General features: G+C 67.0%; 25 protein-coding genes. 9 read left to right on the top strand and 16 right to left on the bottom strand.

From position 1 onward, the window contains the following. The first annotated feature begins 95 nt into the window (after window positions 1-95). Genes J2X92_RS17245 through J2X92_RS17235 form a run of 3 tightly spaced genes read left to right on the top strand, consistent with a single transcriptional unit; the run spans window position 96 to window position 3882 of the window. Window positions 96-650, top strand: a complete 555-nt coding sequence (locus tag J2X92_RS17245) for a 2Fe-2S iron-sulfur cluster-binding protein (protein ID WP_307577149.1) — start codon at window positions 96-98, stop codon at window positions 648-650. Further along, window positions 650-1633, top strand: a complete 984-nt coding sequence (locus tag J2X92_RS17240) for an FAD binding domain-containing protein (protein WP_307577148.1) — start codon at window positions 650-652, stop codon at window positions 1631-1633. The genes J2X92_RS17245 and J2X92_RS17240 overlap by 1 nt, the downstream gene beginning before the upstream one ends. A gap of 11 nt (window positions 1634-1644) precedes the next feature. Beyond that, entirely contained in the window at window positions 1645-3882 is a 2238-nt protein-coding gene (locus J2X92_RS17235) for a xanthine dehydrogenase family protein molybdopterin-binding subunit (protein ID WP_307577147.1), read from the top strand. A 7-nt stretch (window positions 3883-3889) separates the two neighbouring features. Here J2X92_RS17235 and J2X92_RS17230 read toward each other — a convergent pair whose 3' ends face one another. Together J2X92_RS17230 and J2X92_RS17225 are read right to left on the bottom strand one after the other, a co-directional pair. Then, a complete protein-coding gene (locus J2X92_RS17230; RefSeq protein WP_307577146.1) occupies window positions 3890-4312 on the bottom strand; it encodes a universal stress protein in 423 nt (140 codons plus the stop codon). Window positions 4313-4384: 72 nt separating this feature from the next. Next, window positions 4385-4969 (bottom strand): hemerythrin domain-containing protein, encoded by a 585-nt coding sequence (locus tag J2X92_RS17225; RefSeq protein WP_307577145.1) that lies wholly within the window; start codon window positions 4967-4969, stop codon window positions 4385-4387. A gap of 190 nt (window positions 4970-5159) precedes the next feature. On the opposite strand from J2X92_RS17225, the gene J2X92_RS17220 reads away from it, so the two are divergent. Beyond that, window positions 5160-5669, top strand: coding sequence for a universal stress protein (locus J2X92_RS17220; protein ID WP_307577144.1), 510 nt, complete (start codon window positions 5160-5162; stop codon window positions 5667-5669). A gap of 23 nt (window positions 5670-5692) precedes the next feature. On the opposite strand, the gene J2X92_RS17215 is transcribed toward J2X92_RS17220, so the two are convergent. Together J2X92_RS17215 and J2X92_RS17210 are read right to left on the bottom strand one after the other, a co-directional pair. After that, window positions 5693-5908, bottom strand: coding sequence for a hypothetical protein (locus J2X92_RS17215; protein WP_307577143.1), 216 nt, complete (start codon window positions 5906-5908; stop codon window positions 5693-5695). Between the two features lie 106 nt (window positions 5909-6014). After that, window positions 6015-7199, bottom strand: a complete 1185-nt coding sequence (locus tag J2X92_RS17210; RefSeq protein ID WP_307577142.1) for a DesA family fatty acid desaturase — start codon at window positions 7197-7199, stop codon at window positions 6015-6017. Window positions 7200-7446: 247 nt separating this feature from the next. Between J2X92_RS17210 and J2X92_RS17205 the strand changes: the two genes are divergently transcribed. The 4 genes from J2X92_RS17205 (at window position 7447) to J2X92_RS17190 (ending at window position 13018) form a co-directional block, all read left to right on the top strand. Continuing rightward, the gene (locus J2X92_RS17205) at window positions 7447-7710 is read left to right on the top strand and encodes a BON domain-containing protein (RefSeq protein ID WP_307577141.1); all 264 of its coding nucleotides are present in this window, start codon (window positions 7447-7449) and stop codon (window positions 7708-7710) included. Beyond that, entirely contained in the window at window positions 7707-10067 is a 2361-nt protein-coding gene (locus J2X92_RS17200; protein ID WP_373424850.1) for a phosphoketolase family protein, read from the top strand. Before J2X92_RS17205 ends, J2X92_RS17200 begins: the two co-directional genes overlap by 4 nt. 103 nt (window positions 10068-10170) lie before the next feature. Then, on the top strand, window positions 10171-10917 hold the full coding sequence (locus J2X92_RS17195; RefSeq protein ID WP_307577139.1) for a winged helix-turn-helix domain-containing protein: 747 nt from the start codon (window positions 10171-10173) through the stop codon (window positions 10915-10917). A 4-nt stretch (window positions 10918-10921) separates the two neighbouring features. Then, on the top strand, window positions 10922-13018 hold the full coding sequence (locus J2X92_RS17190; protein ID WP_307577138.1) for a PAS domain S-box protein: 2097 nt from the start codon (window positions 10922-10924) through the stop codon (window positions 13016-13018). A 15-nt stretch (window positions 13019-13033) separates the two neighbouring features. On the opposite strand, the gene J2X92_RS17185 is transcribed toward J2X92_RS17190, so the two are convergent. The 11 genes from J2X92_RS17185 to J2X92_RS17135 all read right to left on the bottom strand — a co-directional run bounded on the left by J2X92_RS17185 (window position 13034) and on the right by J2X92_RS17135 (window position 22911). Then, entirely contained in the window at window positions 13034-13741 is a 708-nt protein-coding gene (locus J2X92_RS17185; RefSeq protein ID WP_307577137.1) for a sulfite exporter TauE/SafE family protein, read from the bottom strand. Between the two features lie 5 nt (window positions 13742-13746). Continuing rightward, window positions 13747-15168 (bottom strand): oxygen-independent coproporphyrinogen III oxidase, encoded by a 1422-nt coding sequence (gene hemN, locus J2X92_RS17180; protein WP_307577136.1) that lies wholly within the window; start codon window positions 15166-15168, stop codon window positions 13747-13749. Further along, a complete protein-coding gene (locus tag J2X92_RS17175; protein ID WP_307577135.1) occupies window positions 15165-15416 on the bottom strand; it encodes a hypothetical protein in 252 nt (83 codons plus the stop codon). Before J2X92_RS17175 ends, hemN begins: the two co-directional genes overlap by 4 nt. Further along, complete coding sequence (locus J2X92_RS17170; RefSeq protein WP_307577134.1) at window positions 15413-15715, bottom strand: FixH family protein; 303 nt, start codon at window positions 15713-15715, stop codon at window positions 15413-15415. Before J2X92_RS17170 ends, J2X92_RS17175 begins: the two co-directional genes overlap by 4 nt. Window positions 15716-15731: 16 nt before the next feature. Then, entirely contained in the window at window positions 15732-17192 is a 1461-nt protein-coding gene (ccoG, locus tag J2X92_RS17165) for a cytochrome c oxidase accessory protein CcoG (RefSeq protein WP_307577133.1), read from the bottom strand. A 19-nt stretch (window positions 17193-17211) separates the two neighbouring features. Further along, window positions 17212-18123: a cytochrome-c oxidase, cbb3-type subunit III gene (gene ccoP / locus J2X92_RS17160; RefSeq protein ID WP_307577132.1), complete on the bottom strand. Its 912-nt coding sequence runs from the start codon at window positions 18121-18123 to the stop codon at window positions 17212-17214. A gap of 16 nt (window positions 18124-18139) precedes the next feature. After that, the gene (locus tag J2X92_RS17155) at window positions 18140-18277 is read right to left on the bottom strand and encodes a cbb3-type cytochrome oxidase subunit 3 (protein ID WP_093022878.1); all 138 of its coding nucleotides are present in this window, start codon (window positions 18275-18277) and stop codon (window positions 18140-18142) included. 16 nt (window positions 18278-18293) lie between these two features. Then, complete coding sequence (gene ccoO / locus J2X92_RS17150; protein ID WP_307577131.1) at window positions 18294-18926, bottom strand: cytochrome-c oxidase, cbb3-type subunit II; 633 nt, start codon at window positions 18924-18926, stop codon at window positions 18294-18296. A gap of 9 nt (window positions 18927-18935) precedes the next feature. Continuing rightward, window positions 18936-20375, bottom strand: coding sequence for a cytochrome-c oxidase, cbb3-type subunit I (gene ccoN, locus J2X92_RS17145; protein WP_307577130.1), 1440 nt, complete (start codon window positions 20373-20375; stop codon window positions 18936-18938). Between the two features lie 65 nt (window positions 20376-20440). Beyond that, window positions 20441-20578, bottom strand: coding sequence for a cbb3-type cytochrome oxidase assembly protein CcoS (gene ccoS / locus J2X92_RS17140; RefSeq protein WP_055797198.1), 138 nt, complete (start codon window positions 20576-20578; stop codon window positions 20441-20443). Next, window positions 20578-22911, bottom strand: a complete 2334-nt coding sequence (locus J2X92_RS17135) for a heavy metal translocating P-type ATPase (protein WP_307577129.1) — start codon at window positions 22909-22911, stop codon at window positions 20578-20580. Before J2X92_RS17135 ends, ccoS begins: the two co-directional genes overlap by 1 nt. 105 nt (window positions 22912-23016) lie before the next feature. Here J2X92_RS17135 and J2X92_RS17130 point away from each other — a divergent pair, with 105 nt between their 5' ends. After that, window positions 23017-23460 (top strand): universal stress protein, encoded by a 444-nt coding sequence (locus tag J2X92_RS17130; RefSeq protein ID WP_093022581.1) that lies wholly within the window; start codon window positions 23017-23019, stop codon window positions 23458-23460. 20 nt (window positions 23461-23480) lie between these two features. Here J2X92_RS17130 and J2X92_RS17125 read toward each other — a convergent pair whose 3' ends face one another. Continuing rightward, window positions 23481-24473 carry an AraC family transcriptional regulator gene (locus tag J2X92_RS17125; RefSeq protein WP_307577128.1) on the bottom strand — a complete coding sequence of 331 codons (993 nt, stop codon included), beginning with the start codon at window positions 24471-24473 and terminating at the stop codon, window positions 23481-23483. Between the last annotated feature and the right edge of the window lie 219 nt (window positions 24474-24692).

Raw genomic sequence — 24692 nt, 5'->3', positions numbered from 1 at the left:
ACGACAGCACTGAGGCGCAGTCGCCGCACGGCGGCTGTTCCCTAGCATGAGCCGAACTCCGTCACCGGAGCCGTGCTCGCCGCGAAGGAACACCCATGCCGTTCGAAAATGATCCCGCTGCCGGCGAACCTGCGCCGCAGCTCCTTTCGGTGCGCCTCCAGGTCAACGGCCGGGCGCACACTCTCGAAGTCGATGCCCGCACCACCCTGCTCGACGCCCTGCGGGAGAACCTGAAGATGACCGGCAGTAAGAAGGGCTGCGACCATGGCCAGTGCGGCGCGTGCACCGTGCTGGTGGAGGGGCGCCGCATCAACTCCTGCCTCACGCTGGCTGTAATGCACGACGGCGAAACCGTCACCACCATCGAAGGTTTCGCCAACGGCGAAACGCTGCATCCGCTGCAGCAGGCCTTCCTGGCGCACGACGGTTTCCAGTGCGGCTACTGCACGCCGGGCCAGATCTGCTCGGCCGCGGGCATGCTGGACGAGGTGCGCCGCGGAATGCCGAGCTACGTCACAGCCGACATTGCCACCGGCGGTGCGGTGCTCAGCGACGAGGAAATCCGCGAACGCATGAGCGGCAACCTGTGCCGCTGCAGCGCGTATCCGAACATCGTGGCCGCCATACGGCAGGTGTCGGAGGCCCGCTGATGAAAGCCTTCACTTACGAGCGCGCCGAATCGCCCGAGGCAGCAGCAACCGCGGCCGCGCGTCCCGGTGCCCGCCTGATCGCCGGCGGCACCAACCTGCTTGACCTGATGAAGCTGCAGGTGGAAACGCCGCTGCACCTGGTCGACATCAACCACGTCGGCCTCGACAAAATCGAACCTACAGCCGACGGCGGCCTGCGCATCGGCGCCCTGGTGCGCAATGCCGACCTGGCCGCCGACGCACGCATTCGCCGCGGCTACGCCGTGCTCAGCCGCGCGCTGCTGGCCGGCGCCTCGGGCCAGTTGCGCAACAAGGCGACCACCGGCGGCAACCTGCTGCAGCGCACGCGCTGCTATTACTTCTACGACACCGCCCTTCCGTGCAACAAGCGGGAGCCGGGCTCCGGTTGTTCGGCGCTGCAGGGCTTCAACCGCATGCATGCGGTGCTCGGCGCCAGCGATCAATGCATTGCGACGCACCCTTCCGACATGGCCGTGGCCATGCGCGCGCTCGACGCCAGCGTTGAGACCATTGCGCCCGGCGGCACGCGCCGCGTGATCCCGATAGCGGACTTTTACCGGCTCCCCGGCAACACGCCGCACGTCGAAACGGCGCTGCAGCCAGGCGAGATGATCACCGCCGTGACACTGCCGCCGCCCCTGCCGGGCCGCCACGTCTACCGAAAGGTGCGCGACCGTGCCTCCTATGCCTTTGCGCTGGTGTCGGTGGCGGCCGTGGTCGATACGGCCGCAGGCCGCATCCGTTCGGTCCGCATGGCCTTTGGTGGCCTGGCCCACAAGCCCTGGCGCGTGGAAGCGGCCGAGGCGCTGCTTGCCGGCAAGGCGCCGGACGGCGGCGCTTTTGCCGCGGCAAGCGACAAGGTGCTGGCCGGCGCGCGCGGCTTCGGCCACAACGATTTCAAGCTGCCGCTGCTGCGCCGCACCCTGCGCGCAACGCTGGCCGAAGCCAGCACCGCCGCCTGAGGGGTCCCGGCATGGAGATGAACGCGCCCTCCCCCCGCAACCCGGTCGACGACAACCTCAGCGGACTCATTGGCAAGCCCATCGACCGTGTCGATGGCCGCCTCAAGGTGACGGGCCGCGCCACCTACGCTTACGAGGTGCAGCAGCCCGGCCCTGTGGCCTATGGTTTCATCGTCGAGTCCACCATCGCCAAAGGCACCGTGGCCGGCATTGACGTCTCAGCCGCCGGGCGCGCCCCGGGCGTGCTCCTCGTCATGACACACAGGAACGCGCCGCGCCAAGGCACCTGGGGCCCGCTCGATGCGCCGGATCGCTATGCCCGCGCCTCGCCGCAGCTCGTCGACGACAAAGTGCGCCACTATGGCGAGGCGGTGGCCTTCGTGGTGGCGGAAAGCTTCGAAGAGGCACGCGCCGCGGCGCGGCTGGTGCACGTGCGCTACGAGCCCGAACCTGGCAACTACGAGTTGGCGGGCAGCAAGTCCCAGGCCGAGAAACCCACCGGCGAGGAAGGCGAGGAGGCCGACAGCCAGGTCGGCAATTTCCAAGCCGCCTTCGCAAACGCGCCGGTCACCGTGGACGCCACCTACACCACGCCCCACCACATCCATGCGCAGATGGAGCCGCATGCCGCCCTCGCCTATTGGGATGGCGATTGCGTGACCGTGCACTGCGCCGCGCAGCTGATCGAGAGCGCGCGGCAGGCGGTGGCCAGCACGCTGAAGATGCCGCCCGAGAAGGTGCGCATCGTGAGCCGCTACGTCGGTGGCGGTTTCGGCGGCAAGCTGCCGGTGCACGGCGAAGTGATGCTCTCGGCCATGGCGTCGCGACAGCTCGGCCGCCCCGTGAAAACCGCGCTGACCCGCCAGCAGATGTTTCACTCCACCACCCATCGCAGCCAGACGATCCAGCGCGTGCGGCTCGGCGCCACGCCCGACGGGCGGTTGACCGCCATCGGTCACGATACGTTGTCGCACAGCGCCCGCTTTGACAACTTCTACGAGACTGCCAGCACGCAGACGCGCACCCTGTATGCGGCCCCGAATCGCTCGACCACGCACCGCAGCGTGAAGCTCGACCTGCCGATCTCCGATTCGACCCGTGCGCCCGGCGAAGCCGTCGGCATGCTGGCCATCGAGCAGGCCATGGACGAGCTGGCCGAAAAGCTCCAGCTCGATCCGATCGAGCTGCGCCTTCGCAACGAACCCACCGAGGACCCGGAGAAGAACATTCCTTTTTCGACGCGCCAGCTGGTGCGCTGCCTGAAGGAAGGCGCCGAGCGCTTCGGCTGGCAGCGGCGCCAGGCGCAACCCGGTGCCGTGCGGGAAGGGCGCTGGCGCATCGGCATGGGCGTTGCCGCGGCCACACGCACCAACTACCTGATGGACGCCAAGTGCAGCGTCGCGCTCGACGGCCAAGGCATGCTGACGGCGCGCATGGCCATGACGGACATCGGCACCGGCAGCTACACCGTGCTGACGCAGGTGGCCGCAGAAATGCTGGGCCTGCCGGTCTCCAGCGTGCGCATGGAACTGGGCGACAGCGACTTTCCGGAGACCCCCGGTTCCGGCGGCTCGTGGGGCGCCGCCAGCGCGGGCTCGGCGCTGTACGACGCCTGCTGCAACCTGCGCGCGCAGATCGCGCGCAAGCTCGGTGCGCCGGAGGCCGACGTCTCCTTTGCCGACGGACGCGCCACGGCAGAAAACGGCCGTTCCGAAACACTGGCCCACCTGGCCGGCACCCATGGCCTGCAAGCCGACGGCGAGATCCGCAAGGGCGACATGGCGAAAAAGTTTTCGCAGCAGGCCTACGGCGCGCATTTTGCCGAGGTGGCGGTCGACGTGGACACCGGCGAGATCCGCCTGCGCCGCATGATGGGCGTGTTTGCCGCGGGCCGCATCCTCAACATGAAGACCGCGACCAGCCAGGCCACCGGCGGGATGATCTGGGGCGTGGGCTCCGCGCTGCACGAAGAAGCGGTGGTCGATCCGCGCTTCGGCTGCTTCGTCAACCACGACCTCGCCGAATACCACGTGCCGGCGCATGCCGACATTCCAGCGATCGAAGCTGTCTTTCTCGAAGAAGTCGATGACAAGACCAATCCGCTCAAGATCAAGGGCGTGGGCGAACTCGGCATCTGCGGCGCCGGCGCGGCTATCGCCAACGCGGTCTACAACGCTACCGGTGTGCGGATCCGCGACTACCCGCTGACGCTGGACAAGCTCATTGCAGAGCAAGAACAGGGCACCTGAACCCGCTTCAGCGCACCAGCAGCACCGGCACCGCGCAGCGCGCCAGCACCTTCATCGCAACCGAGCCCAGCACGAGGTTGGTCAGCGCGCCCTGCCCGCGCGAGCCCATCATCACGAGGTCGAACTTTCCGTGGTCCGCAAACGCAGCAATCTCGTCGGCCGCGTGGCCGACCTTGTGCGCAAAAGCCGCCTCGATGTCATGCGCAGCCAGCGCGGCGCGGACCGGCTCCAGCACCACGCGTGCCTCGTCGTCGTAGTAGCTGTGCACGAGGTCGGGCCCCGCGAATGCGGCGGCCCGGTGCGGGACCGGAAGCACCGCATTGAAGACCGTGAAGGCATGGCCCGCATGCGACCATTCCTTGTGCGCGGCCAGGTAATCGAGCATGCGCGTGGTGTATTCGCTGCCGTCCACGGCAAGAAGAATTTTCATGGTGTCCTTCGGTGGGTCTTGTTCGATGGACCAAATGTTCGCCCCTTGCGGGAAGGCCCGCCTTGCGCCAGATCAAGCCTCTGCACCCAGCCCGATCGGCGCGGGCACGATGTTCACGATGCGGCTGAAGAGCGCTTCGTACTCCCGCTCCGGCGGGTAGCCGGTCAGTGGATCGCGGTTGCGGCCGAACGCCTCGTCGAGTTCGCGCCAATCTTCGGCAGTCAGCACCCGTTCGGCGAGCGGCAGGATCTCGCGCTCCTCCAGCGCCATGTGATTGAGATAGAAGTCGACGTACTGCTCCACCGCGCTCTCAAAGGCCGCGCGGCGCGAGTCGCCCAGCATCTCGAATGCGAGCAACGCGTGCTCGACATTGCGGATCTTCCGCTCGCCCCACGCATGGTCGTTGTCGAGCCGGTCCATCAGTTCGCGCGATATCGGCGTCCTGGCGCGCAACTTGGGAAACAGCAGCTCGCTTTCCTTGCGGTGGTGGCGCTTCTCGGGAAATTCGTCCACGTAGAACAGCATGGCCCGAAGCGACGTGAAGTCGGGCCGCGTGCCCTTGCGGCGGTGCTGCTCGAGCAGCATGACGATGGAGCGCAGCATGGCGGCCAGCGCCGCGTGCTCCTGGCGAATGATGCGAATGGTGGCGTGAGTCATGAACGTCTCCTGTGCGTCCCCGAAGGTTCTCAGGTCCAGGGCCGTTCAGGGTTGCGGCAGATCAATTGCCGCGCATGCCGTCGAATGCTTTCGCCCTTGCGGCAACGCATTCTCTTGATCGGCATCAAGCGGCGTCGCGCGCGGGTCGGGATACTGGCCGAATCACAACCGGAAACAAAGCGAGGACACCATGTACGAGCGAATTCTTGTTCCTGTCGATGGAAGCTCGACATCCGCCCATGGCCTTGGCGAAGCAATCCGCCTGGCCAAGGTCACCGGAGGTCGCCTGCGCTTGATGCATGTCATTGACGAGCTCTCCTTCGCCCTGGCGATGGACGCGTATTCGGGCCATTCGGGCGACTGGCTCCAGGAGTTGCGCAGCGCGGCCACCCGGCTGCTCGAAGAAGGCAAGGCGAAGGCGGCCGCCGCGGGCGTCGAGGTCGACGCGGTGCTGTGCGACAACTTCAGGGGCGCCGTTACCGACCGGGTCACGGCCGAAGCAGCTTCATGGCCCGCGGACCTCATCGTTCTGGGAACTCACGGGCGCCGCGGGCTGGGCCGCATGGTGATGGGCAGCAGCGCCGAGCACATCCTCCGGACGGCGAACGTTCCGGTTCTGCTGGTGCGCGCACCCGAAGTGCACGCCAAGGCCGAGGCGGCACGCTTTACCCTGCCGAGCGGCACGCTGGCCAGCGAGTAAGCCGCCGGGCAGCGGCGGCTGCCCTATCCGTCCAACGGCACGCCGCCGCCGAAACGGCTGGTCCACTGGTCCCACAGCTCCTGCTGCACGGCCTTGGCCGACTGCTGCCAGGCAGCGAGCATTCCTAATTGAACCTGTTGCGCCTGCAGCGCGGTCGTGCCGCAGGCCGCCTGCCAATCGAGCAATGATCGAAGATAGGCATCGGTCCATGCCGATGCGATGGGAATCTTGCTGTCCATGTGTCTCTCCTTTGTTCCTGAAGGTAAACCGTGCAAGCAGGACGCTTGCGCGTTGCCTTCAGGCCGTCTCATCTCTTTTCGTCGCGGCGGCGGGCCTCTGACTCGCTCAGGCGTACGAACGCAAGCGCCTGGAGAACTCGGCCAATGGCGCGATACCGCTGGCTTCGGCGCGCTGGCACCAGTCCTGCAATTGCCTCACGAGCTGTTCGCCCGTGGCGGCGGAACGGCTCCATAACGCGGTCAGCTCGCGGCGCATCGAATACATCGTATCCAGCGCCTGCGATCCGCGCAAAGCCTTGGCCAGCCTCACGCGGCGCGACTCGTCGAGCCTGCGCTCGTCCTTGGCGAGCCAGCGCTTGACGGACCTCAGCGAACGGGCTTCGTCCGGCGACTGGCGACGCAGCCGCCCGAACTCCTGCGCGTAAGCCTGCTTCAGCGAACGCGCGTAGCTCGACAGCACGTCGTAGTGGCACCGGATCACCGCCTGCACGGTTTCCAGGTCGACGGTGGGCTTGGGCGCGGCAAGCCGCGGCGTTGGCGCCACGTGCTTCACCGTGGCAAGGCCGAGGGCCTGCAGCACGCGGATGTAGAGCCAGCCGATGTCGAACTCGTACCACTTGCTCGACAGCTTGGCCGAGGTGGGAAAGGCATGGTGATTGTTGTGCAACTCTTCCCCGCCAATCAGGATGCCGATGGGCAAGATGTTCGTGCTGGCGTCTGGGGCGGGCCAGTTGCGATAGCCCCAGTAGTGGCCTATACCGTTGACAACGCCGGCGGCCCAGAACGGGATCCACGCGATCTGCGCAAGAAGAATGAGCCCGCCCGGCACCACGCCGAAGAACGCCATGTCGACCAGCCCCATCAGGACGATGCCAAGGATCTTGTGGCGCGAGTAGAGCTTTCTTTCGATCCAGTCGTCCGGCGTGCCGTGGCCATAGCGCGCAATGGTCTCGGCCTTGTTCGACTCGCGGATGTAGAGGACGACGCCGCCCCACAGCACGCGGTTGATGCCCAGTACCTGCGGACTGTGCGGGTCTTCGGCCGTATCGCACTTTGCGTGGTGCTTGCGGTGCACCGCCGCCCACTCCTTTGTCACCATCCCGGTCGTCAGCCACAGCCAGAAGCGGAAGAAATGGCTGGCCAACGGATGAAGTTCCAGCGCACGATGGGCCTGGTGGCGGTGCAGGAAGATGGTGACCGACGCAATGGTGACGTGCGTGAGCGCCAGTGCGGTGAGCACCACGCCCCACCAGGGTAGATCGAAAAATCCGGAGAAGAACAAAGTTTGCATGAGTGCCTTTTGAACAGTCGCGGCATTCTGCAAAGCGGCCGGCGTGGGGACCTTGATCCAGGTCAAGGCTGCAGCCGCAGGCCCGCCGCAAGATCGATCAAGGCCCCATCGGGCGGTTCGCAGGCATCGCGTTTGCCGTCAGTACGCACAGACCATGGGGTTTCATGCAGGTGCGTTGACAACCGCGATGGCAGGCTCAAACTCGCGAGAAGCCGCTGCCGCGCACCCTTTTTTTGAAAGGTTTGAAATGAACCCCGATATTCAACTCAGGCACGAGGTCTTCGCCCAGCTGAACTGGGACCCGGCGGTGTTCGGGTGCGACGTCGACGTGCGCGTGAAAGACGGCGTGGTCACGCTGCAAGGCAGGCTCGCCAGCGAAGGCCTGAAGCTCGCGGTCGAGCGCGCCGTGCAACGCGCGGAAGGCGTCACCACCATCGTGAACAAGCTCACCGCCGCAGCGGACGCGGCCGACTGCGCGAACGGCGCCGAGCTGCCGGGCGTCGAAAGATGAAAGCGGCGGTGGAACAACCCGACTTCGCACTGCTCGATGCCTGGTGGCGGGCTGCCAACTATCTGTCGGTAGGCCAGATCTACCTGATGGACAACCCCTTGCTGCGCGAAAAGCTGAGCCTTTCGCACATCAAGCCGCGCCTCCTGGGCCACTGGGGCACCACGCCGGGCCTCAACTTCGTCTATGCGCACATGAACCGGGCCATCAAGGCCCGCGAGCTCGACGCGCTGTTCATTGCCGGGCCGGGCCACGGCGGGCCCGGCGTGGTCGCCAACACCTACCTGGAAGGCACCTACAGCGAGGTCTACCCGGACATCGGCCGCAACGCCGAGGGCCTGAAGCGACTCTTCACGCAGTTCTCCTTTCCGGGCGGCATTCCGAGCCACGTGGCACCTGAAACGCCGGGCTCCATCCACGAAGGCGGAGAGCTTGGCTACTCGCTGCTTCATGCCTTTGGCGCCGTGTTCGACAACCCCGGCCTGCTTGCCTGCTGCGTGGTGGGCGACGGAGAGGCGGAGACCGGCGCGCTAGCGGCCAGCTGGCATTCCAACAAGTTCTTGAACCCGGCGACCGATGGCGCCGTGCTGCCGGTGCTGCACCTCAACGGCTACAAGATTGCCGGCCCCACGGTTCTCGCGCGCATCGGCGACGAAGAGCTGATGCAGCTGATGCAGGGCTACGGCTACGAGCCCGTTTTCGTTTCGGGGCATGAACCCGCGCAGATGCACCGCCTGATGGCGACCGCGCTGGACAAGGCGCTGGACGACATCCACGCCATCCAGCAGCGCGCCCGGAAGGACGGGTTCCGCGAGCGCCCGCGCTGGCCGATGATCGTGCTGCGCTCGCCCAAGGGCTGGACCGGGCCGCGGCAGGTGGACGGCGTGCCGGTCGAGGGCACGTTCCGTGCGCACCAGGTGCCGCTGACCGGTTTCGAGGGCAAGCCGGAGCACGTCGGGCTGCTCGAAGACTGGATGCGCAGCTACCGCCCCGAAGAACTTTTCGATGCAGCCGGCGCGCTGCGGCCCGAAGTTGCCGCGCTCGCGCCCAAAGGCCCGAGGCGCATGAGCGCCAATCCGCATGCCAACGGCGGCCTGCTCCTCGCGGATCTGGCGATGCCGCTCTTCCGCGACCATGCCGTGGCGGTGGCCGCGCCCGGTGCAACGGACGCGGAAGCCACGCGCGTTGCCGGCGAATTCCTGCGCGATGTGATGCGACTCAATGAGGCCGCGCGCAACTTCCGCGTGATGGGCCCCGACGAAACCGCGTCGAACCGGCTCGGTGCCCTGTTCGAGGTGACCGACCGCACGTCGACCGCCGAGATACGCGAAGGCGACGACCACGTCTCGCCCGACGGCCGGGTGATGGAGGTGCTCAGCGAGCATCTCTGCCAGGGCTGGCTCGAAGGCTACCTGCTCACCGGGCGCCACGGCTTCTTCTCGTGCTACGAGGCCTTCATCCACATCATCGATTCGATGTTCAACCAGCATGCCAAGTGGCTCAAGGTGACTCGTGGCATCGGCTGGCGGCGGCCGATCGCATCGCTCAACTACCTGCTCACCAGCCACGTCTGGCGGCAGGATCACAACGGCTTCAGCCACCAGGACCCAGGCTTCCTCGACCACGTGGTCAACAAGAAGGCCGAGGTGGTGCGCGTGTACCTGCCGCCCGATGCCAACACCCTGCTCTCCGTGGTCGACCACTGCTTGCGCAGCCGCGACTACGTGAACGTGATCGTGGCCGGCAAGCAGCCCGCCCCGCAGTGGCTGGACATCGAATCGGCGGTGCGCCACTGCACGGTCGGCCTGGGCATCTGGACCTGGGCCAGCAACGACGAAGGCGCGGCGCCCGACGTGGTGATGGCCTGTGCCGGCGACGTGCCCACGCTCGAAACCATGGCGGCGGTCGACCTGCTGCGCGAGATGCTCCCGGACCTGAAGGTGCGCGTGGTGAACGTGGTCGACCTGATGGCGCTGCAGGCACCGAACGCCCATCCGCACGGTCTGTCGGATGCGGACTTCGACGCCATCTTCACCACCGATTGCCCGGTCATCTTCGCGTTCCACGGTTATCCCTCGCTGATCCACCGGCTGACCTACAAGCGAACCAACCACGACAACTTCCACGTGCACGGCTATCAGGAGGAAGGCACCACCACCACGCCGTTCGACATGACCGTGCTCAACCGGCTCGACCGCTTTCACCTGGCCGCCGATGCCATCGGCCGCGTCGAGCGCTTTCGCAACAGCGCGGGCCACGTTCAACAGCACCTGCGCGACAAGCTGCTGGAGCACCGCGCCTACATCACCGTCCACGGCAAGGACATGCCGGAGATCTCGGACTGGCGCTGGAAACGTTGACCCTTGGGCATGCACCAAAGGCATGCACCGCCGCGGCGTGCGTGCTACGCTTGCACGGCTCCAACGATGCCGCGGCGCTCGCGCCCCACTCCATGCTTTCCGAATGACACCCGCCTTTCACATCGCGGTCCTCGACGACGAGGTCGACATCACGCAACTGCTGGCCGGTTACCTTCAAAGCCACGGTTTCCGGGTGACCCAGTTGCACAACGGCGCCTCGCTGATGGCACTGATGGGCACCGACCCGGCCGACCTCGTGTTGCTCGACCTGGGCCTGCCCGGCGAAGACGGTTTTTCCATTGCGCGCCGCATGCGCGAAAACTGGCGCTGCGGGCTCGTCATCGTCACCGGCCGCGGCGATGCGGTCGACAAGGTGGTGGGCCTGGAGGTGGGCGCCGACGACTACGTCACCAAACCCTTCGACCTGCGGGAACTGGTGGCGCGCGTCAAGGCCGTGCTCCGGCGCCTGGCGCCCAGCGACACCGCGGACGCACCCCTGCCCGTATCCGCACCGGCCGCCCCTACCGCTTCCGACAAGCTCCGTTTCGCCGGATGGCAGCTCGATGTCGCCGCGCGCAGCCTGGCCAGTCCGCAAGGGCGGAACGTGGCGCTCACCGGCGGCGAGTTCGACCTGCTGTGCGCGTTTGCGCGCCATCCGGGCCGCGTACTGTCGCGCGACTTCCTGCTCGAGCAGACGCGCGGGCGCGAAGCCGCTCCCTTCGACCGGACCATCGACGTGCAGGTCGGTCGGCTGCGCAAGAAGATCGAAAACGACGCGGACGATCCGCAGATCATCAAGTCGGTGCGCGGCGCCGGCTACATCCTGGTTCCGCCCGTCGCTCGCGGGTGACCCGATGAAACTGCCCTCTTCCCCCTCCGTCGCCTCGTTGCCGAGGCTGCCCTCGGGCGTCGAAGAGAGCAGCGTCTTTCGCTCGCTGTTCGTTTCCTATCCGGACTCGCTGCTGCTGGTCGACCAGGCCGGCGGCATCGTGCTGGCCAACCCCTCGGCGGCCAAGCTGCTGGGCTATGCCGTCGATGAATTGGTGGGCCTGAACGTCGACGTACTGGTGCCCGACAGCATCCGTCCGCGCCATGCCGCCTACCGCGAAGCCTACGGCCAAGCACCACGGCCCAGGCCCATGGGCACGCAGATGGAACTCGTCGCCAAACGCAAGGACGGCAGCGAGGTCATGGTCGAGATCGCGCTCAGCCCATTGCAGAGCCAGGGCCTGCCCTTCGTGGTGGCCGCCATCCGCGACATCGGTGCCTACCCGCGCGTGAAGCAGGCGCTGCAGCGCGCGCGCTACAGCGACTATCTCGCGCAGCTGGGCCGCCTGGCCGTCGACACGCGCGACCTGCAGGTGGTGCTCGACCACGCGCCCACCATGGCCGCCGAAGCGCTGGAAGTCGAAGTGGCCATGGTGCTGCTGCTGGACGACAGCCGCCTTGAATTTCGCGTCGCCAGTGGCGTGGGCCTTTCGCCCGGCGAAGAAATTGGCGCGCGCATTCCCAGCCACGCGAACACACCGCCCGGCTTCGTGTTTGCAGAAGGCGCGCCGGTGGTGGTGGCCGACTTCGCCAAGGAGCGCCGCTTCGCGGTGCCGCAGGCGTACCTCGATGCCGGGCTGGTCAGCGCGCTGGCCGTGCCTTTCTATGACAGGGGCCGGTTCATCGGCGTGCTGACCGTGCGCTCGCGCGAGGCCAAGCGCTTTGGCGACGAGGAGCTCAGGTTCCTGGAGTCGTTGTCGAACCTGCTGGCCACCAGCCTGCAGCGCGTGCAGACCGAAGAGGCGCTCAGCCACGCCCAGAGGCTCGAAAGCGTCGGCCAGCTCACCGGCGGCATTGCGCATGACTTCAACAACCTGCTCACCGTCATCCAGGGCAATCTGCAGGTGCTCGAAGAGTTGCCCGCCATCGCGAACGACGGCTACGCCCAGCAGCTGGTAGCCGCGGCCGCGCGGGCCTCGCGGCGAGGCGCCGAGCTCACTAGCAAGCTCCTGGCGTTCTCACGCCGGCAGATGCTGCAACCCAATGCAGTGGACACGCACGCCATGCTGCACTCGCTGGCCGACATGCTGCGGCGTACGCTCGATCAGCGCATCGCCATTTCGATCGACAGCGCGCCGAGCTGCCCGCCGGTGCTTGCCGACCCGGGTCAGCTCGAATCGGCGCTGCTGAACATCGCCATCAATGCGCGCGACGCCATGCCCGACGGCGGCACGCTGCACTTTCGCACCGAGGCCTGCAGCGCGCTGCCGCCGGAAGTGCACAACGAGCTGAGCGACCGCGATGCGCACGGCAGCTTCGTGGCCATTTCGATCACCGACAGCGGCACCGGCATGACCGAAGAAGTGAAGGAGCGCGCGTTCGAGCCCTTCTTCACCACCAAGGAAGCCGGCCGCGGCACGGGCCTCGGCCTGAGCACGGTCTACGGCTTTGTGAAGCAATCCAAGGGCGCCATTGCCATTGCCACACGCCCAGGCGCGGGCACCACGGTGACGCTCTTCCTGCCGCAGCTCAACGAGGCCGCCGCTCCCGTCATGGAAGAGGAAGACGCCGAACAGGCGATTCCACCCGGCCTGCGCGTGATGCTGGTAGAGGACGACCCTGAAGTGCGCAAGGTCGTGCAGACCTTTTTGACAACCCTGGGCTGCAGCGTGGTCGCGGCCAGCAACGCCGAGCAGGCCTTGATGAGCATGGAAGCCGCCGATGCGGGTTCCTTCGACCTGCTGCTGAGCGACATTGCGCTCGGCCCCGGCATGCGCGGAACGCGGCTCGCCGCCGAAGCGCAGCAACGCTTTCCAAATTTGGCGATTCTCCTCATGTCCGGCTTCTCGTCGGAGCTGCTCGACGCCGATCGCGAGGTACCGCAAAGCTGGGAGCTGCTGCGCAAACCCTATGCGCGCGCCGAACTGGCGCGGGCCATGGCCAGGGTGCTTGCGCACCCCTGAGTCCGCCCTTCAGCGTCAGCGGCACCAGGCCTCGATCTGGTGGCCGATATCCAGCCACAGCGCCTGCAGTGCCACAGCCGCGAGCAATGCGCCGGCCAGGCGCGCGCCCCAGGCCTGAGGTGCGCCGCCGCTCCACCGAAGCCTTTGCCAGAGCCACGGCGCCAGCACCAGCGAAAGGCCGCTGCCAATGGCGAACAGCATCATCGCAAGCCCGCCTTGCAGCGGTCCGTTGCCCAGGCTGGCCAGCAGCAGCGCCGAATAGAGCAGCCCGCACGGCATGGCGACCCAGAGCGCGCCGGTCGCGAGCACGCCGAGCGGCGAGCTTCCGGCCAGCGGACGCAGCCGCGCCTCGAGCGTGCGGCCGATGCGCCGCGCCCATTGCGGCTGGCGGCCCGAGGCGGCAAGGATCACGCCCCACGCCAACACGAACACATGCAGCAGCATCCAGAGCGGCTTGAGCGCGACCACGTGCGTGCTGGCCTGGGCAAGGCTGTCGACGCCTGCGGCCGCAATGGCGCCTGCCGCGGCGTAGCTCGCGATACGGCCCAAGTGGAAGGCCGCCTGCGAAGAGAACGCTGTGCCCACGCCGGCAACCGCCGAAGCGGAGCCCGACACGGGCACGATGCGGATCACGGCGGCCGAGGCCGCGCCGCACATGGCCACGCAGTGCGGCCCGCCCACCAGACCCATCATCAACGCTGCAGTGGCCAGCGCGGTCTGCATGCTTTTCAGACCACGCGCGAAAAGCGGGTGCGGTTCTCGCGGCTGTACCGGTCGAACACCATGGCAATGGCGCGCACCACGAACCATCCTTGCGGCGTCACGTCGAGGTCATGGTCGGTCATGCGCACCAGGCCCTGTGCCGCCAGCGGCCCGAGCGCCGCGAACTCGGTGACGAAGTAGTGGCGAAAGTCGATCCGGTGCGCTTCGCCCATGGCGTCGAAGTTGACGTGCCCCCTGCACATCAGGGCCATGATCACCGCACGCCGCAACACGTCGTCGCGCGAAAGCGCAAGCCCGCGGACCACGGGTAGCCGGCCCTGGTCGAGCAGGTCGTAGTACCCGTCGATGGTCTTGGCGTTCTGGCTGTAGGTGGCACCGATGCGGCCGATGGCGGAAACACCGAGCGCGACCAGATCGCCGTCTGGCTGTGTGCTGTAGCCCTGAAAGTCACGATGCAGCCGCCCTTCCCGCTTGGCCACGGCAAGTGGGTCGTCAGGCAGTGCGAAATGGTCCATGCCGATGTAGACGTATCCGGCCTCGGTGAGCGTTGCCACGGCGCGCGCGAGCATCTGCACCCGCGCCGCCGCATCGGGCAGCTCGTCCGCGGCAATGCGCCGCTGCGGCTTGAAGCGCTCGGGCAGGTGGGCGTAGGCATACAGCGCGATGCGGTCGGGCCGAAGCTCGCAAACCTGCGCCATCGTGCGCTCGAACGACGACTCGTTCTGGCGCGGCAAGCCATAGATCAGGTCGACGTTGATCGACTTGAAGCCCAGCGCGCGCGCCTCGGCCATCAGGTCGAACACCTGGTGCGCTGGCTGGATGCGGTGCACGGCCTTCTGCACGTCGGCATCGAAGTCCTGCACGCCAAAGCTCAGCCGGTTGAAGCCCAACGACGCCAGGTGCGCGAGCCGCGCGGCATCGACGGTGCGCGGGTCGATCTCGATGGACCGCTCGCCGCCGGGAAGAAAGACGAATGCCTCGTGCAGCATGGCAAGGAGCTGGCTGAGCTCCGCATCATTCAGGAACGTGGGCGTGCCGCCGCCCAGGTGCAGCTGGCTCACGGTGGTGCCGCGTCCGAGCTGCGCAACCTGGAGCCGGACTTCGCGCGCCAGATAGGCCAGGTATCGGGTGGCCTTCTCGTGGTGTTTCGTCACGATCTTGTTGCAGGCGCAGTAGTAGCACAGCGATTCACAGAACGGAATGTGCACGTACAGCGACAGCGGCGCCGCCGAAGCACCCGCATCGCGCCGTCCCTGCAGCGCCTGCGCGTAATCGTCGGCATCGAAGGCGTCCACGAAACGGTCGGCGGTCGGATACGAGGTATAGCGCGGCCCCGCGACGTCGAACTGGCGCAGCAACGCGGTCGACAGGGGCGCCGCGTCTGGAACGACGGGGCGGTCGAGAAAGGCGATGGAAGTCGAGGTCATTGCGGATGCTCGGGAAGGTCGCGAGACGGTGGCATGGCCAGGAGCGCGGTGAATGCGCTTGAAGCCGCCGCCATGGCCCAGAAAACGAAGAACGCAACGGTGTAGATGCCTTGGCGCGGCATGCGCAGCGCGTCGCCACCCCAGTGCAGATCGGACGGATCGACCATCGCGAAGACCAGGATCTCGATGGCACAGGCCAGCAGGAAGGCCGGCCACAAGACCCCGATGAGCTGCCGCGACGAAGTCATGGCTTGGCCTCGCGGCGCGGCACCGGCACCGGCACCGCCTCGTCGGGCGTGGTCGCATGGTTCCGGCCGGTGACGGCGGGCATCAGTGCCTTGTCCGCCAAGGTCTTGTTGATCTCGACGCCGCGCCGGTAATAGTCTTGCGACACCAGAGGGTCGGAGCTTCCCCAGGCAACCCAGAAGGTCACGAAGCTCGCGACCACCACCAGCGCGGGCCCCGCAATCACCATCCAGAGCAGCGGGTAGCGCCACCATGGCTTGTCGCCCGCCGTCTCCGTCCAATTGTTTTTTGTCGCCTTCATTTTTTGATTCCTTGCTTCAGCGCGGCACCAGGAACACCGCTTTCTCGGACACCTGCACGCCGCCCTCTTCGTCCCGAATGTCGAAGTGCACCGTGTGCGAGCCGGACGGCACCACGCCGTAGGGCACCTGCAGGCGCACCGCAACCCAGCGCGACTGGGCCGCATCGATCGTGACGCGCTCGTCGGGTGAGATGCTCAGTCCTTCGATGCCGTGCGCGGCAATGCGGTAGTGGCGCGCCTCCTCGGTGGCGTTCATGATCTGGAGCCGGTAGACGTTCTCCAGCCGCCCGCCCTCGACGATGCGGGCCAGCGATGCGCGGTCGCGCACCACGTCGACCTTCAGCGGCGTGCGCGCGACGAGGCTGGCCAGGAGCCCCGCCCCCAGCAGCGCGAGGATGGCGGTGTAGACCAGGACGCGCGGGCGCAGCACGCGGCGCACCAGCTGGCGGCGCGTCCATCCGGCCTCCATGCCGTTCTGCGTGTCGTAACGGATGAGCCGCGGCGCATAGGCCATCTTTTGCATCACCGTGTCGCAGGCGTCCACGCAAAGGCCGCAGCCGATGCATTCGTATTGCAGCCCCTGGCGGATGTCGATGCCCGTGGGGCACACCTGCACGCAAAGCCCGCAGTCGATGCAGTCGCCCAGTGCCGCGCTGCGCGGGTCCAGGCCCTTGCGCCTGGGCGCGCGCGGCTCGCCGCGCTTCGGGTCGTAGGTGACGATGAGCGTGTCGCGGTCGAACATGGCGCTCTGGAAGCGTGCATACGGGCACATGTACTTGCACACCTGCTCGCGCATGAAGCCCGCGTTGCCATAGGTCGCAAAACCGTAGAAGAAAACCCAGAACACTTCCCACGAGCCCATGCGGGTCTGCAGGAACGCCAAGCCCAGGTCTCGAATGGGCGTGAAGTAGCCCACGAAGGTGAATCCGGTCCACAGCGCGATGCCGATCCACACAAGGTGCTTGAACCACTTCTTCACCAGCTTCTCGAGCGACATGGGTTCGGCGTCCAGCCGCATGCGCGCTGTGCGGTTGCCTTCGATCTTGTGCTCCACCCACATGAAGATCTCGGTGTAGACCGTCTGCGGGCAGGCGAAGCCGCACCACAGCCGCCCGGCCACCGCGGTGAAGAGAAAGAGCGCCAGAGCACTGACCACCAGCAGGCCCGACAGGTAGATCAGGTCCTGCGGATACAGCACCAGCCCGAAAATGTAGAAGCGCCGCGCCGCCAGGTCGAATAGCACCAGCTGCCGCTCGCCCCACTCAGCCCACGGCAGGCCATAGAACACCAGCTGGGTCAGGAACACCATGGCCCAGCGCCAGCGCGCGAACATGCCGCGCACGGTGCGCGGATAGATCTTCTTCGTGGCTTCGTACAGGCCGACCGAGTCGCTCTCCACCGGAACGATCGGAATGATCTTGCGCGCGGGGGAGCTGGCAGCCGGTGCCGATGCAGGAACGGGGGCGGGTGAATCCATGATGAGACAGCCGCGGAAGTCAGGGCCCCGTGACGGGGTTCGAAAGGCCCCACACGTAGGAAGCGAGCAGCTTGATCTGCGCCTCGGTGAGGCGGCCTTCCTGCGCCGGCATTTCGCTGTGCTTGCCGGCGTTGACGATCTGCACGATGGCGCTTTCGCCATAGCCGTGCAGCCAGACCTTGTCGGCAAGGTTGGGCGCACCCACGGCCTGGTTGCCGACGCCACCGATGCCGTGGCAGGCGGCGCACACCGTGAACTTGGACTTGCCGAGGCCCGCGCGCACCGAGTCGTGCGGCGCGCCGGAAAGGCTCAGCACGTAGTTCGCCAGGTTCTTCACCTCTTCCTGCGTGCCGACTGCCGCCGCCATGGGCGGCATCACGCCGGTGCGGCCCTTGGTGATGGTCTCGGCGATCTTCTCGGGTGCGCCGCCGTGCAGCCAGTCCTTATCGGTCAGGTTGGGAAAGCCCTTGCTGCCGCGCGCGTCGGAGCCGTGGCACTGGGAGCAGTTGTTCATGAACAATCGTTCGCCGATGGCCATGGCCTTGGGCTCGCGTGCGACGTCTTCCATCGGCATGGCGGCAAAGCTCGCGTAGACCGGCGCCAGCGCCTGGTTGGCCTTGTCGACTTCGGTGTCGTACTCGCTCCTGGTGCTCCAGTTCGCCTGTCCGCTGAAACTGCCCAGGCCCGGAAAGACCACGAGGTAGCCGACCGAGAAAAAGATGGTCAACACGAACAGGCCGACCCACCACATGGGCAGCGGGTTGTTGGATTCGCGCAGGTCCTCGTCCCACACGTGGCCGGTGGTGTTGTCCGCATCGGAGGCCACGCGCTTGCGGGCTGTGAGCCACAGCAGCAGCATGCATCCGAGGATGCTCAGCACAGTGCCGGCCGCAACGTAGTTGGACCAGAAGTTGTTGACGAAATCGCTCATCGTGGGCCCCTCTTCTTCAGTCTTGCTCGAACGGCAGGCGGGCGGCTTCGTCGAAGCGCGCGGCGTTGCGGCGGGCGAAGGCCCAGCCCACAATGCCGAGGAAAAGCGCAAAGCAAAGCACGGTGGCGGCAACGCGCAGGGTGGTGAGGTCGATCATGGTCGGGTGCTCCTTACTTGAGCGCGAGGCCCAGCGATTGCAAATACGCCACCGTCGCGTCCAGCTCGGTCTTGCCGCGAACGTCTTCGGCCGCGCGGGCGATTTCCTCGTCCGAGTACGGCACGCCGACCTGGCGCAGCGCGCGCATGCGGCGCGGAATGGCGTCGGCGTCGACCACGTTCTTCTCGAGCCACGAATAGGCCGGCATGTTCGACTCGGGTACCAGGTCGCGCGGGTTGTTCAAGTGGATGCGCTGCCACTCGTCGCTGTACTTGCCGCCCACGCGGTGCAGGTCGGGGCCAGTGCGCTTGCTGCCCCACTGAAACGGGTGGTCGTAGACGAACTCGCCCGCCACCGAATAGTGGCCGTAGCGCAGCGTCTCCGAGCGAAAGGGGCGGATCATCTGCGAATGGCAGTTGTAGCAACCCTCGCGCAGGTAGACGTCGCGGCCGGCGAGCTGCAGCGCGGTGTGCGGCTTCAGGCCCTGGATCGCTTCGGTGGTCGACTTCTGGAAGAACAGCGGCACGATCTCGACCATGCCGCCGATGGCGATCACCACGAGGATCAGCACGATCATCAGCAGGTTGTTGGTCTCCACCTTCTCGTGGGTGAAGCCGCTGCTCTTTTGTTCGGGGTTCGGGTTCATGCGTATTCCTCAGGCGTGGGCAATGGCAACGGATGGGATCGACGCCGGAACCGAACGCCCCGAGATCACGGTCATCCACACGTTCCACGCCATCACCAGCATGCCGCCCAGGTACAGCAGGCCGCCGGCCAGCCGCACCACGTAGAACGGGAAGGTGGCCTTCACGCTCTCCACGAAGGTGTAGGTGAGCGTGCCGTCGGGGTTGATGGCGCGCCACATCAGGCCCTGCATGACACCGGCGATCCACATGGCGGCGATGTACAGCACGATGCCGATGGTGGCGATCCAGAAGTGCGCATCGATGGCCTTCACGCTGTACATCTCCGTGCGGCCGTACATGCGCGGGATCAGGTAGTAGAGCGAGCCCATGGTGATGAATCCGACCCAGCCGAGCGCGCCGGCATGCACGTGGCCGACGGTCCAGTCGGTGTAGTGACTCAGCGCGTTGACGGTCTTGATGGACATCATGGGTCCCTCGAAGGTCGCCATGCCGTAGAACGACAGCGCCACGATGAGGAAGCGCAGGATCGGGTCGGTGCGCAGCTTGTGCCAGGCGCCCGAGAGCGTCATCACGCCGTTGATCATTCCACCCCAGCTCGGTGCCAGCAGGATCAGCGAGAACACCATGCCCAGCGACTGCGTCCAGTCCGGCAGCGCCGTGTAGTGCAGGTGGTGCGGGCCGGCCCACATGTAGGTGAAGATCAGCGCCCAGAAGTGGACGATGGAGAGCCGGTACGAATACACCGGCCGGCCTGCCTGCTTGGGGATGTAGTAGTACATCATTCCGAGGAAGCCCGCGGTGAGGAAGAAGCCCACCGCGTTGTGGCCGTACCACCACTGCACCATGGCGTCCTGCACGCCCGCATAGGCTGAGTAGCTCTTCATCCAGCCGGCAGGAATCTCGGCGCTGTTGACGATGTGCAGCAAGGCCACGGCGATGATGAACGCGCCGAAGAACCAGTTCGCAACGTAGATGTGGCGCACCTTGCGAACGCCGATGGTGCCGAAGAACACGACTGCATAGGACACCCACACCGCCGCGATGAGGATGTCGATCGGCCATTCGAGTTCGGCGTATTCCTTGCCCGTGGTGTAGCCCAGCGGCAGGCTGATTGCGGCGGCCACGATCACGGCCTGCCAGCCCCAGAACACGAACGACGCGAGCGCCGGTGCGAACAACCGGACCTGGCAAGTGCGCTGCACCACGTGAAAGCTGGTGGCCATGAGCGCGCAGCCGCCAAACGCGAAGATCACCGCGTTGGTGTGCAGCGGCCGCAGGCGGCCGTAGCTGAGCCATGGAATGCCAAGGTTGAGCTCGGGCCATGCCAGCTGCGAGGCGATGATCACGCCAACGAGCATGCCGACCACGCCCCAGACGACGGACATGAGGGCGAACTGCCTGACGACGGTATCGTCGTAAGCCGCTGCGGGAGGATTGGGTTCTTGCATCGTGCTGCCTCTTGATGGACTGCAGCCAGTGTCCCCGCGCACCCCTCTGGCGGGTTTGATGCAGATCAATCGCCTTGCAGGATCCGGTCGCCTTCGATCTCGATGTCGTCGAATTGCCCACGCTCGATGGCCCACCACAGGCCGCCGAGGATGGCGAGCACCAGCACGACCGACAGCGGGATCAGGAGAAAGAGGATGTCCATCAGCGAACCGCCTTGTTCCCGGTGTCCCCGGCCGCGAGCCGCGCCGCATTGAGCACCACCACCAGCGAGCTCGCCGCCATGCCCAGGCCCGCGAGCCACGCGGGCAGCCAGCCGGCAATGGCCAGCGGCACGCACAGCGCGTTGTAGCCTGCCGCCCATGCAAGGTTCTGCCGCACCACGTGCAGCGTTCGCCGCGCCTGCGCGATGGTGCGCGGAATTGACGAAAGCGCATCGCCGAGCACGACGAAATCGGCCCGCGCACGCGAGAGCGGCACCGCGCGGCCGAAGGCAAAGGACGCATTCGCGCGCGCCAGCGAAGGGCCGTCGTTGAGGCCGTCGCCCACCATCGCCACCTGCCGGCCTTCGGCCTGCAGCCGCCACAGCACCTCCAGCTTGTCTTCGGGCGTACAGCCGCCCTGGGCAAAGGGAATGCCGGCGCTCGCGGCGATCTCGCGGGCCGCGCTGTCGCGGTCGCCGGAGAGCAGGCGCACCGTGATGCCTTCGGCCTGCAGCGCCGCCACCGCGGCGGCGGCGTCCGGGCGCAGTTCCTCGGCAAGCACGAAGCTCGCGAGCCAGCCCTCTTCGTCGCTCAAATGAACCTGCGGCGACTCGACCTGCAGCGGCGGCACCTTGCAATGGCTTGCGGAGCCCAGCCGCACGCTGCGGGCGGGGCCGTCGGCGCTCGCGCTTCGGCGCAGCAGGCCTTCGAGGCCGAGGCCCGCCAATTCGGCGGGCTGCGTCACTTCCCATGCGGGCGGCGAACGGAACTGGGCGTTCCATGCGTTCACCAGCGCACGTGCGCCGGGATGCAGCGAGTGCACGCCCAGGGCCGCGCCGATCTCCAGCGCATCGCCGGGGCGCAAACCCTGCCGGCAATACACGCGCTCAAGACGCGGGGTGTCGCCAGTCAGCGTACCGGTCTTGTCGAAGACCACCGTATCGACCGAGGCCAGCGCCTCCAGTGCCTGCAGGTTCGAGGTCAGCACGCCGCCCCGCGCCAGCGCCCCCGCGCTCGCGAGCATGGCGGCTGGCGTGGCAAGCGAGAGCGCGCATGGGCAGGTCACGATCAGTACCGCCACCGCCACCATCAGAGCCTTGCTCGAATCGGCATGCCACCAGAAAGCTGCGGCCCCGGCGGCCGAGGCCAGCACGAGGATGAGGAACGGCCGTGCGATCCGGTCCGCCAGCTGGGCCAGGCGCGGCTTGCTCAGCGCGGCGCTTTCCATCAGCCGCACGATCTGTGCGAAGCGCGTGCCCTCGCCCACCGATTCGATGCGCACCTGCACGGTGGCCGAGACGTTGTGGCTGCCCGCCAGCACGCGCTCGCCGCGCGCACGCGGCACGGGACGCGATTCGCCGGTGAGCAGCGCCTCGTCGGTGCTGGTGCCGCCGTCGATCAGCACGCCGTCGGCTGGAAACGCCTCGCCGGGGCGCACCCGCACCACGTCGCCCGCGGCCAGGCGGCGCACTGCCACGCGCTGCCAGCCGCCATCGGCTTCCAGGCGTTCGATGCTGTCGGGCAAGCGGTTCATCACGGCCTCGAGCGAGCCTGCCGTGCGGTCCCTCAGCCGCGCCTCGAGCCAGCGGCCCGTGAGGAGGAAGAACACGAACATGGTCAGCGAGTCGAAATACACCTCGCGGCCGAGCACCCCCGCGCCGTCGAAAGTGGCCGCGCTGCTGACCGCGAAGGCAATGGCGATGCCGAAGGCCACCGGCAGATCCATGCCGATGCGCCCGTTGCGCAGGTCACGCCATGCGCTGCGGAAGAACGGGCCGCACGAAAAGAAAAGCACGGGCAGCGTGAGCACCCACGAAGCCCAGCGAAGCAACTGCGCCGCGTCAGCCGTCATCTCGCCGGGCTGCGCGATGTACGCCGGGTAGGCATACATCATCACCTGCATCATGCAGAAGCCCGACACCAGCCAGCGCCATAAGGCAAGCCCCAGTTCGCGCGAACGGCGCTCGCGCGCGGAGCTGTCCGCGGCCGGCACCAACCGATAGCCCGCGGCCTCGGAGGCCTCGAACCAGCGGGAGGGCCGCGTCTGTGCGGCGGACCACACCACGCGCGCACGCTGGCTCGCGGCGTTGACCTGCACTTCGAGCACGCCGGGCACGTGCAGCAGCGCCGTTTCCACGGTGAGGCCGCAGGCCGCGCAATGCATGCCTTCCACGGCCACCTGCGACTCCCACCGCCCGGTGGCGGCGCCGGCGGCTTCGTCGAGCGCGCGGCCAAACGCAGTCCATTCGGAGGGATCATCGAGCACCTGCCACTCCTCACGGGGTGCCCGTGGGAGCGCAGCGGCCGGGGAGAAAGGGGCGAGCGCAGCTTGCATCGGGCAAGGCTAAGGGCCGCGGCCAGGCTCTCGTTTGATCTGCATCAAGGGGCGCGCGGGGCAGCGTGCCTAAGCTGGCTGCACATTTCCTCCGAAGAGAACACCATGTTCAAGCGCATCCTCGTGGCCACCGACGGCTCCACGCTTTCCAAGAAAGCCGTCACCAGCGCCATCGCCATCGCGGCCCGGAACGAGGCCGACCTGGTGGCGCTCACCGTGGTGCCGCGCTACCCGAAGAGCTATTTCGACGGCGCCATGTCCTTTTCCCCCGAAGACATCGCGCGGGTGGAGAAGCAATGGGCCGACAAGGCGCAAGGCATGCTCGACGCGGTAGAGACGCGCGCAGCCGCCAGCGGCGTGCCGCTGAAGACGGCCATCGCCAACTCGGACCTGGTGGCCGAATCGATCGTCGCTACGGCAAAGAAGCACAAGTGCGACCTGATCGTGATGGCCTCGCACGGCCGCAAGGGCATCAAGCGGCTGCTGCTGGGCAGCGAGACGCAGCACGTGCTGACGCACTCCACGCTGCCGGTGCTCGTGCTGCGGTAGGCCGCAGCAAAGGCTTTTCCTCAGGCGGCCTGTACCGAGGCGTCGCCGAGCGCGTCGTTCTGCGCGTCGCTGAGCCAGCGCCGCTTGTCGCGCAGCGGCGGCGCGCCGAACATGCGGCTGTACTCGCGCGCAAACTGCGACGGGCTTTCATAGCCTACGCTGTGCGCCGCGCTTGCCACGTCCACGCCCGCCATCAGCATCTGGCGGCGCGCCTCCTGCAGCCGCAGCTGCTTCTGGTATTGCAGCGGGCTCATGGCGGTTACGGCCTTGAAGTGATGATGGAACGACGACACGCTCATGTGCACCGCGCGCGCCATGTCCTCGATGCGCAGCGACTGCGCATAGTTGACGCGCAGCGCGCTGATGGCCTTGGCCACGCGCTGGGTGTGGCTGTCCTGCAGCGCGATCTGGCGCAGCCGCGCGCCCTCCCCGTTCACCAGCAGGCGGTACATGATCTCGCGCTTGATGAGCGGCGCCATGATCGGCACGTCCTCGGGCGTTTCGGCCAGCCGCAGCAGGCGCAGCACTGGCTCCAGCACCGGCATGGCGATGCGGTTGACGTACATGCCGCGCGATGCGGGCGCGTTGGCCTTGGCGGGCAGCTTCTCGTCGCCGATGAGTTCGCCGATGTCGTCGATCGCGAGTTCCAGCCGCACGCCGAGGTAAGGTTCGTTGTCCGTCGTCAGGCGCACCTGGCCGCACACGGGCAGGTCGACCGAGGTCACGAGGTAGTGCATCGGGTCGTACACATAGATGTCGTCGCCCACGATGATCCGCTTGGAACCCTGCGCAATGAGCCCGAGCGCGGGCGTCGCAAAGGCATGCTTGGGACCGTCGGGCTTGCTGATGCAGAACACCTGCAAGCCCGCCACCGGCGTTTCCACGGTGCCGTCCCGGCCGCGCGTGATGCGGTTGATCAGCGCGACCAGTTCCTTCCTGGCTTCGTCGAGTTGCGGGTCCAGCGGCATCGGCTGGGCAATGGCGGCAGCGATTTCGGGTGTTTCGTCGGACATGTTCAGGGCTTTGTGGGGGGTGATTCACGGCGCCGCGGCGGCGCGGAGGATCGGGTGGTTCAAAGCTTAGCGCCGCATCTGCGAATCTGCACGGGTCTGTGCGGAGGTCTGGAGAAATAGGCAAAGACTTTGCAGGAACGCGCTGGCCGCCCTGCCGCTGCCGGCGGGATACTTTTGCCAGGCCCTTCGGGGAATCTCCACCCTCCAACCTGAGGAATG

Source organism: Variovorax paradoxus (assembly GCF_030811855.1).
Classification (GTDB): domain Bacteria; phylum Pseudomonadota; class Gammaproteobacteria; order Burkholderiales; family Burkholderiaceae_C; genus Variovorax; species Variovorax paradoxus_L.
Note: the sequence above shows the minus strand (reverse complement) of the source record. Positions and strands in the feature narration are given on the sequence as shown.

Coding starts and splice junctions, on each gene's coding strand:
- J2X92_RS17225 (WP_307577145.1), bottom strand. CDS start 4,969: ATGACTCACGCCACCATTCGCATCATTCGCCAGGAGCACGCGGCGCTG.
- J2X92_RS17195 (WP_307577139.1), top strand. CDS start 10,171: ATGACACCCGCCTTTCACATCGCGGTCCTCGACGACGAGGTCGACATC.
- J2X92_RS17235 (WP_307577147.1), top strand. CDS start 1,645: ATGGAGATGAACGCGCCCTCCCCCCGCAACCCGGTCGACGACAACCTC.
- J2X92_RS17175 (WP_307577135.1), bottom strand. CDS start 15,416: ATGACTTCGTCGCGGCAGCTCATCGGGGTCTTGTGGCCGGCCTTCCTG.
- J2X92_RS17170 (WP_307577134.1), bottom strand. CDS start 15,715: ATGAAGGCGACAAAAAACAATTGGACGGAGACGGCGGGCGACAAGCCA.
- ccoS (WP_055797198.1), bottom strand. CDS start 20,578: ATGGACATCCTCTTTCTCCTGATCCCGCTGTCGGTCGTGCTGGTGCTC.
- J2X92_RS17215 (WP_307577143.1), bottom strand. CDS start 5,908: ATGGACAGCAAGATTCCCATCGCATCGGCATGGACCGATGCCTATCTT.
- J2X92_RS17245 (WP_307577149.1), top strand. CDS start 96: ATGCCGTTCGAAAATGATCCCGCTGCCGGCGAACCTGCGCCGCAGCTC.
- J2X92_RS17125 (WP_307577128.1), bottom strand. CDS start 24,473: ATGTCCGACGAAACACCCGAAATCGCTGCCGCCATTGCCCAGCCGATG.
- J2X92_RS17230 (WP_307577146.1), bottom strand. CDS start 4,312: ATGAAAATTCTTCTTGCCGTGGACGGCAGCGAATACACCACGCGCATG.
- J2X92_RS17210 (WP_307577142.1), bottom strand. CDS start 7,199: ATGCAAACTTTGTTCTTCTCCGGATTTTTCGATCTACCCTGGTGGGGC.
- ccoN (WP_307577130.1), bottom strand. CDS start 20,375: ATGCAAGAACCCAATCCTCCCGCAGCGGCTTACGACGATACCGTCGTC.
- J2X92_RS17240 (WP_307577148.1), top strand. CDS start 650: ATGAAAGCCTTCACTTACGAGCGCGCCGAATCGCCCGAGGCAGCAGCA.
- J2X92_RS17185 (WP_307577137.1), bottom strand. CDS start 13,741: ATGCAGACCGCGCTGGCCACTGCAGCGTTGATGATGGGTCTGGTGGGC.
- ccoO (WP_307577131.1), bottom strand. CDS start 18,926: ATGAACCCGAACCCCGAACAAAAGAGCAGCGGCTTCACCCACGAGAAG.
- J2X92_RS17205 (WP_307577141.1), top strand. CDS start 7,447: ATGAACCCCGATATTCAACTCAGGCACGAGGTCTTCGCCCAGCTGAAC.
- ccoP (WP_307577132.1), bottom strand. CDS start 18,123: ATGAGCGATTTCGTCAACAACTTCTGGTCCAACTACGTTGCGGCCGGC.
- J2X92_RS17135 (WP_307577129.1), bottom strand. CDS start 22,911: ATGCAAGCTGCGCTCGCCCCTTTCTCCCCGGCCGCTGCGCTCCCACGG.
- ccoG (WP_307577133.1), bottom strand. CDS start 17,192: ATGGATTCACCCGCCCCCGTTCCTGCATCGGCACCGGCTGCCAGCTCC.
- J2X92_RS17190 (WP_307577138.1), top strand. CDS start 10,922: ATGAAACTGCCCTCTTCCCCCTCCGTCGCCTCGTTGCCGAGGCTGCCC.
- hemN (WP_307577136.1), bottom strand. CDS start 15,168: ATGACCTCGACTTCCATCGCCTTTCTCGACCGCCCCGTCGTTCCAGAC.
- J2X92_RS17200 (WP_373424850.1), top strand. CDS start 7,707: ATGAAAGCGGCGGTGGAACAACCCGACTTCGCACTGCTCGATGCCTGG.
- J2X92_RS17130 (WP_093022581.1), top strand. CDS start 23,017: ATGTTCAAGCGCATCCTCGTGGCCACCGACGGCTCCACGCTTTCCAAG.
- J2X92_RS17220 (WP_307577144.1), top strand. CDS start 5,160: ATGTACGAGCGAATTCTTGTTCCTGTCGATGGAAGCTCGACATCCGCC.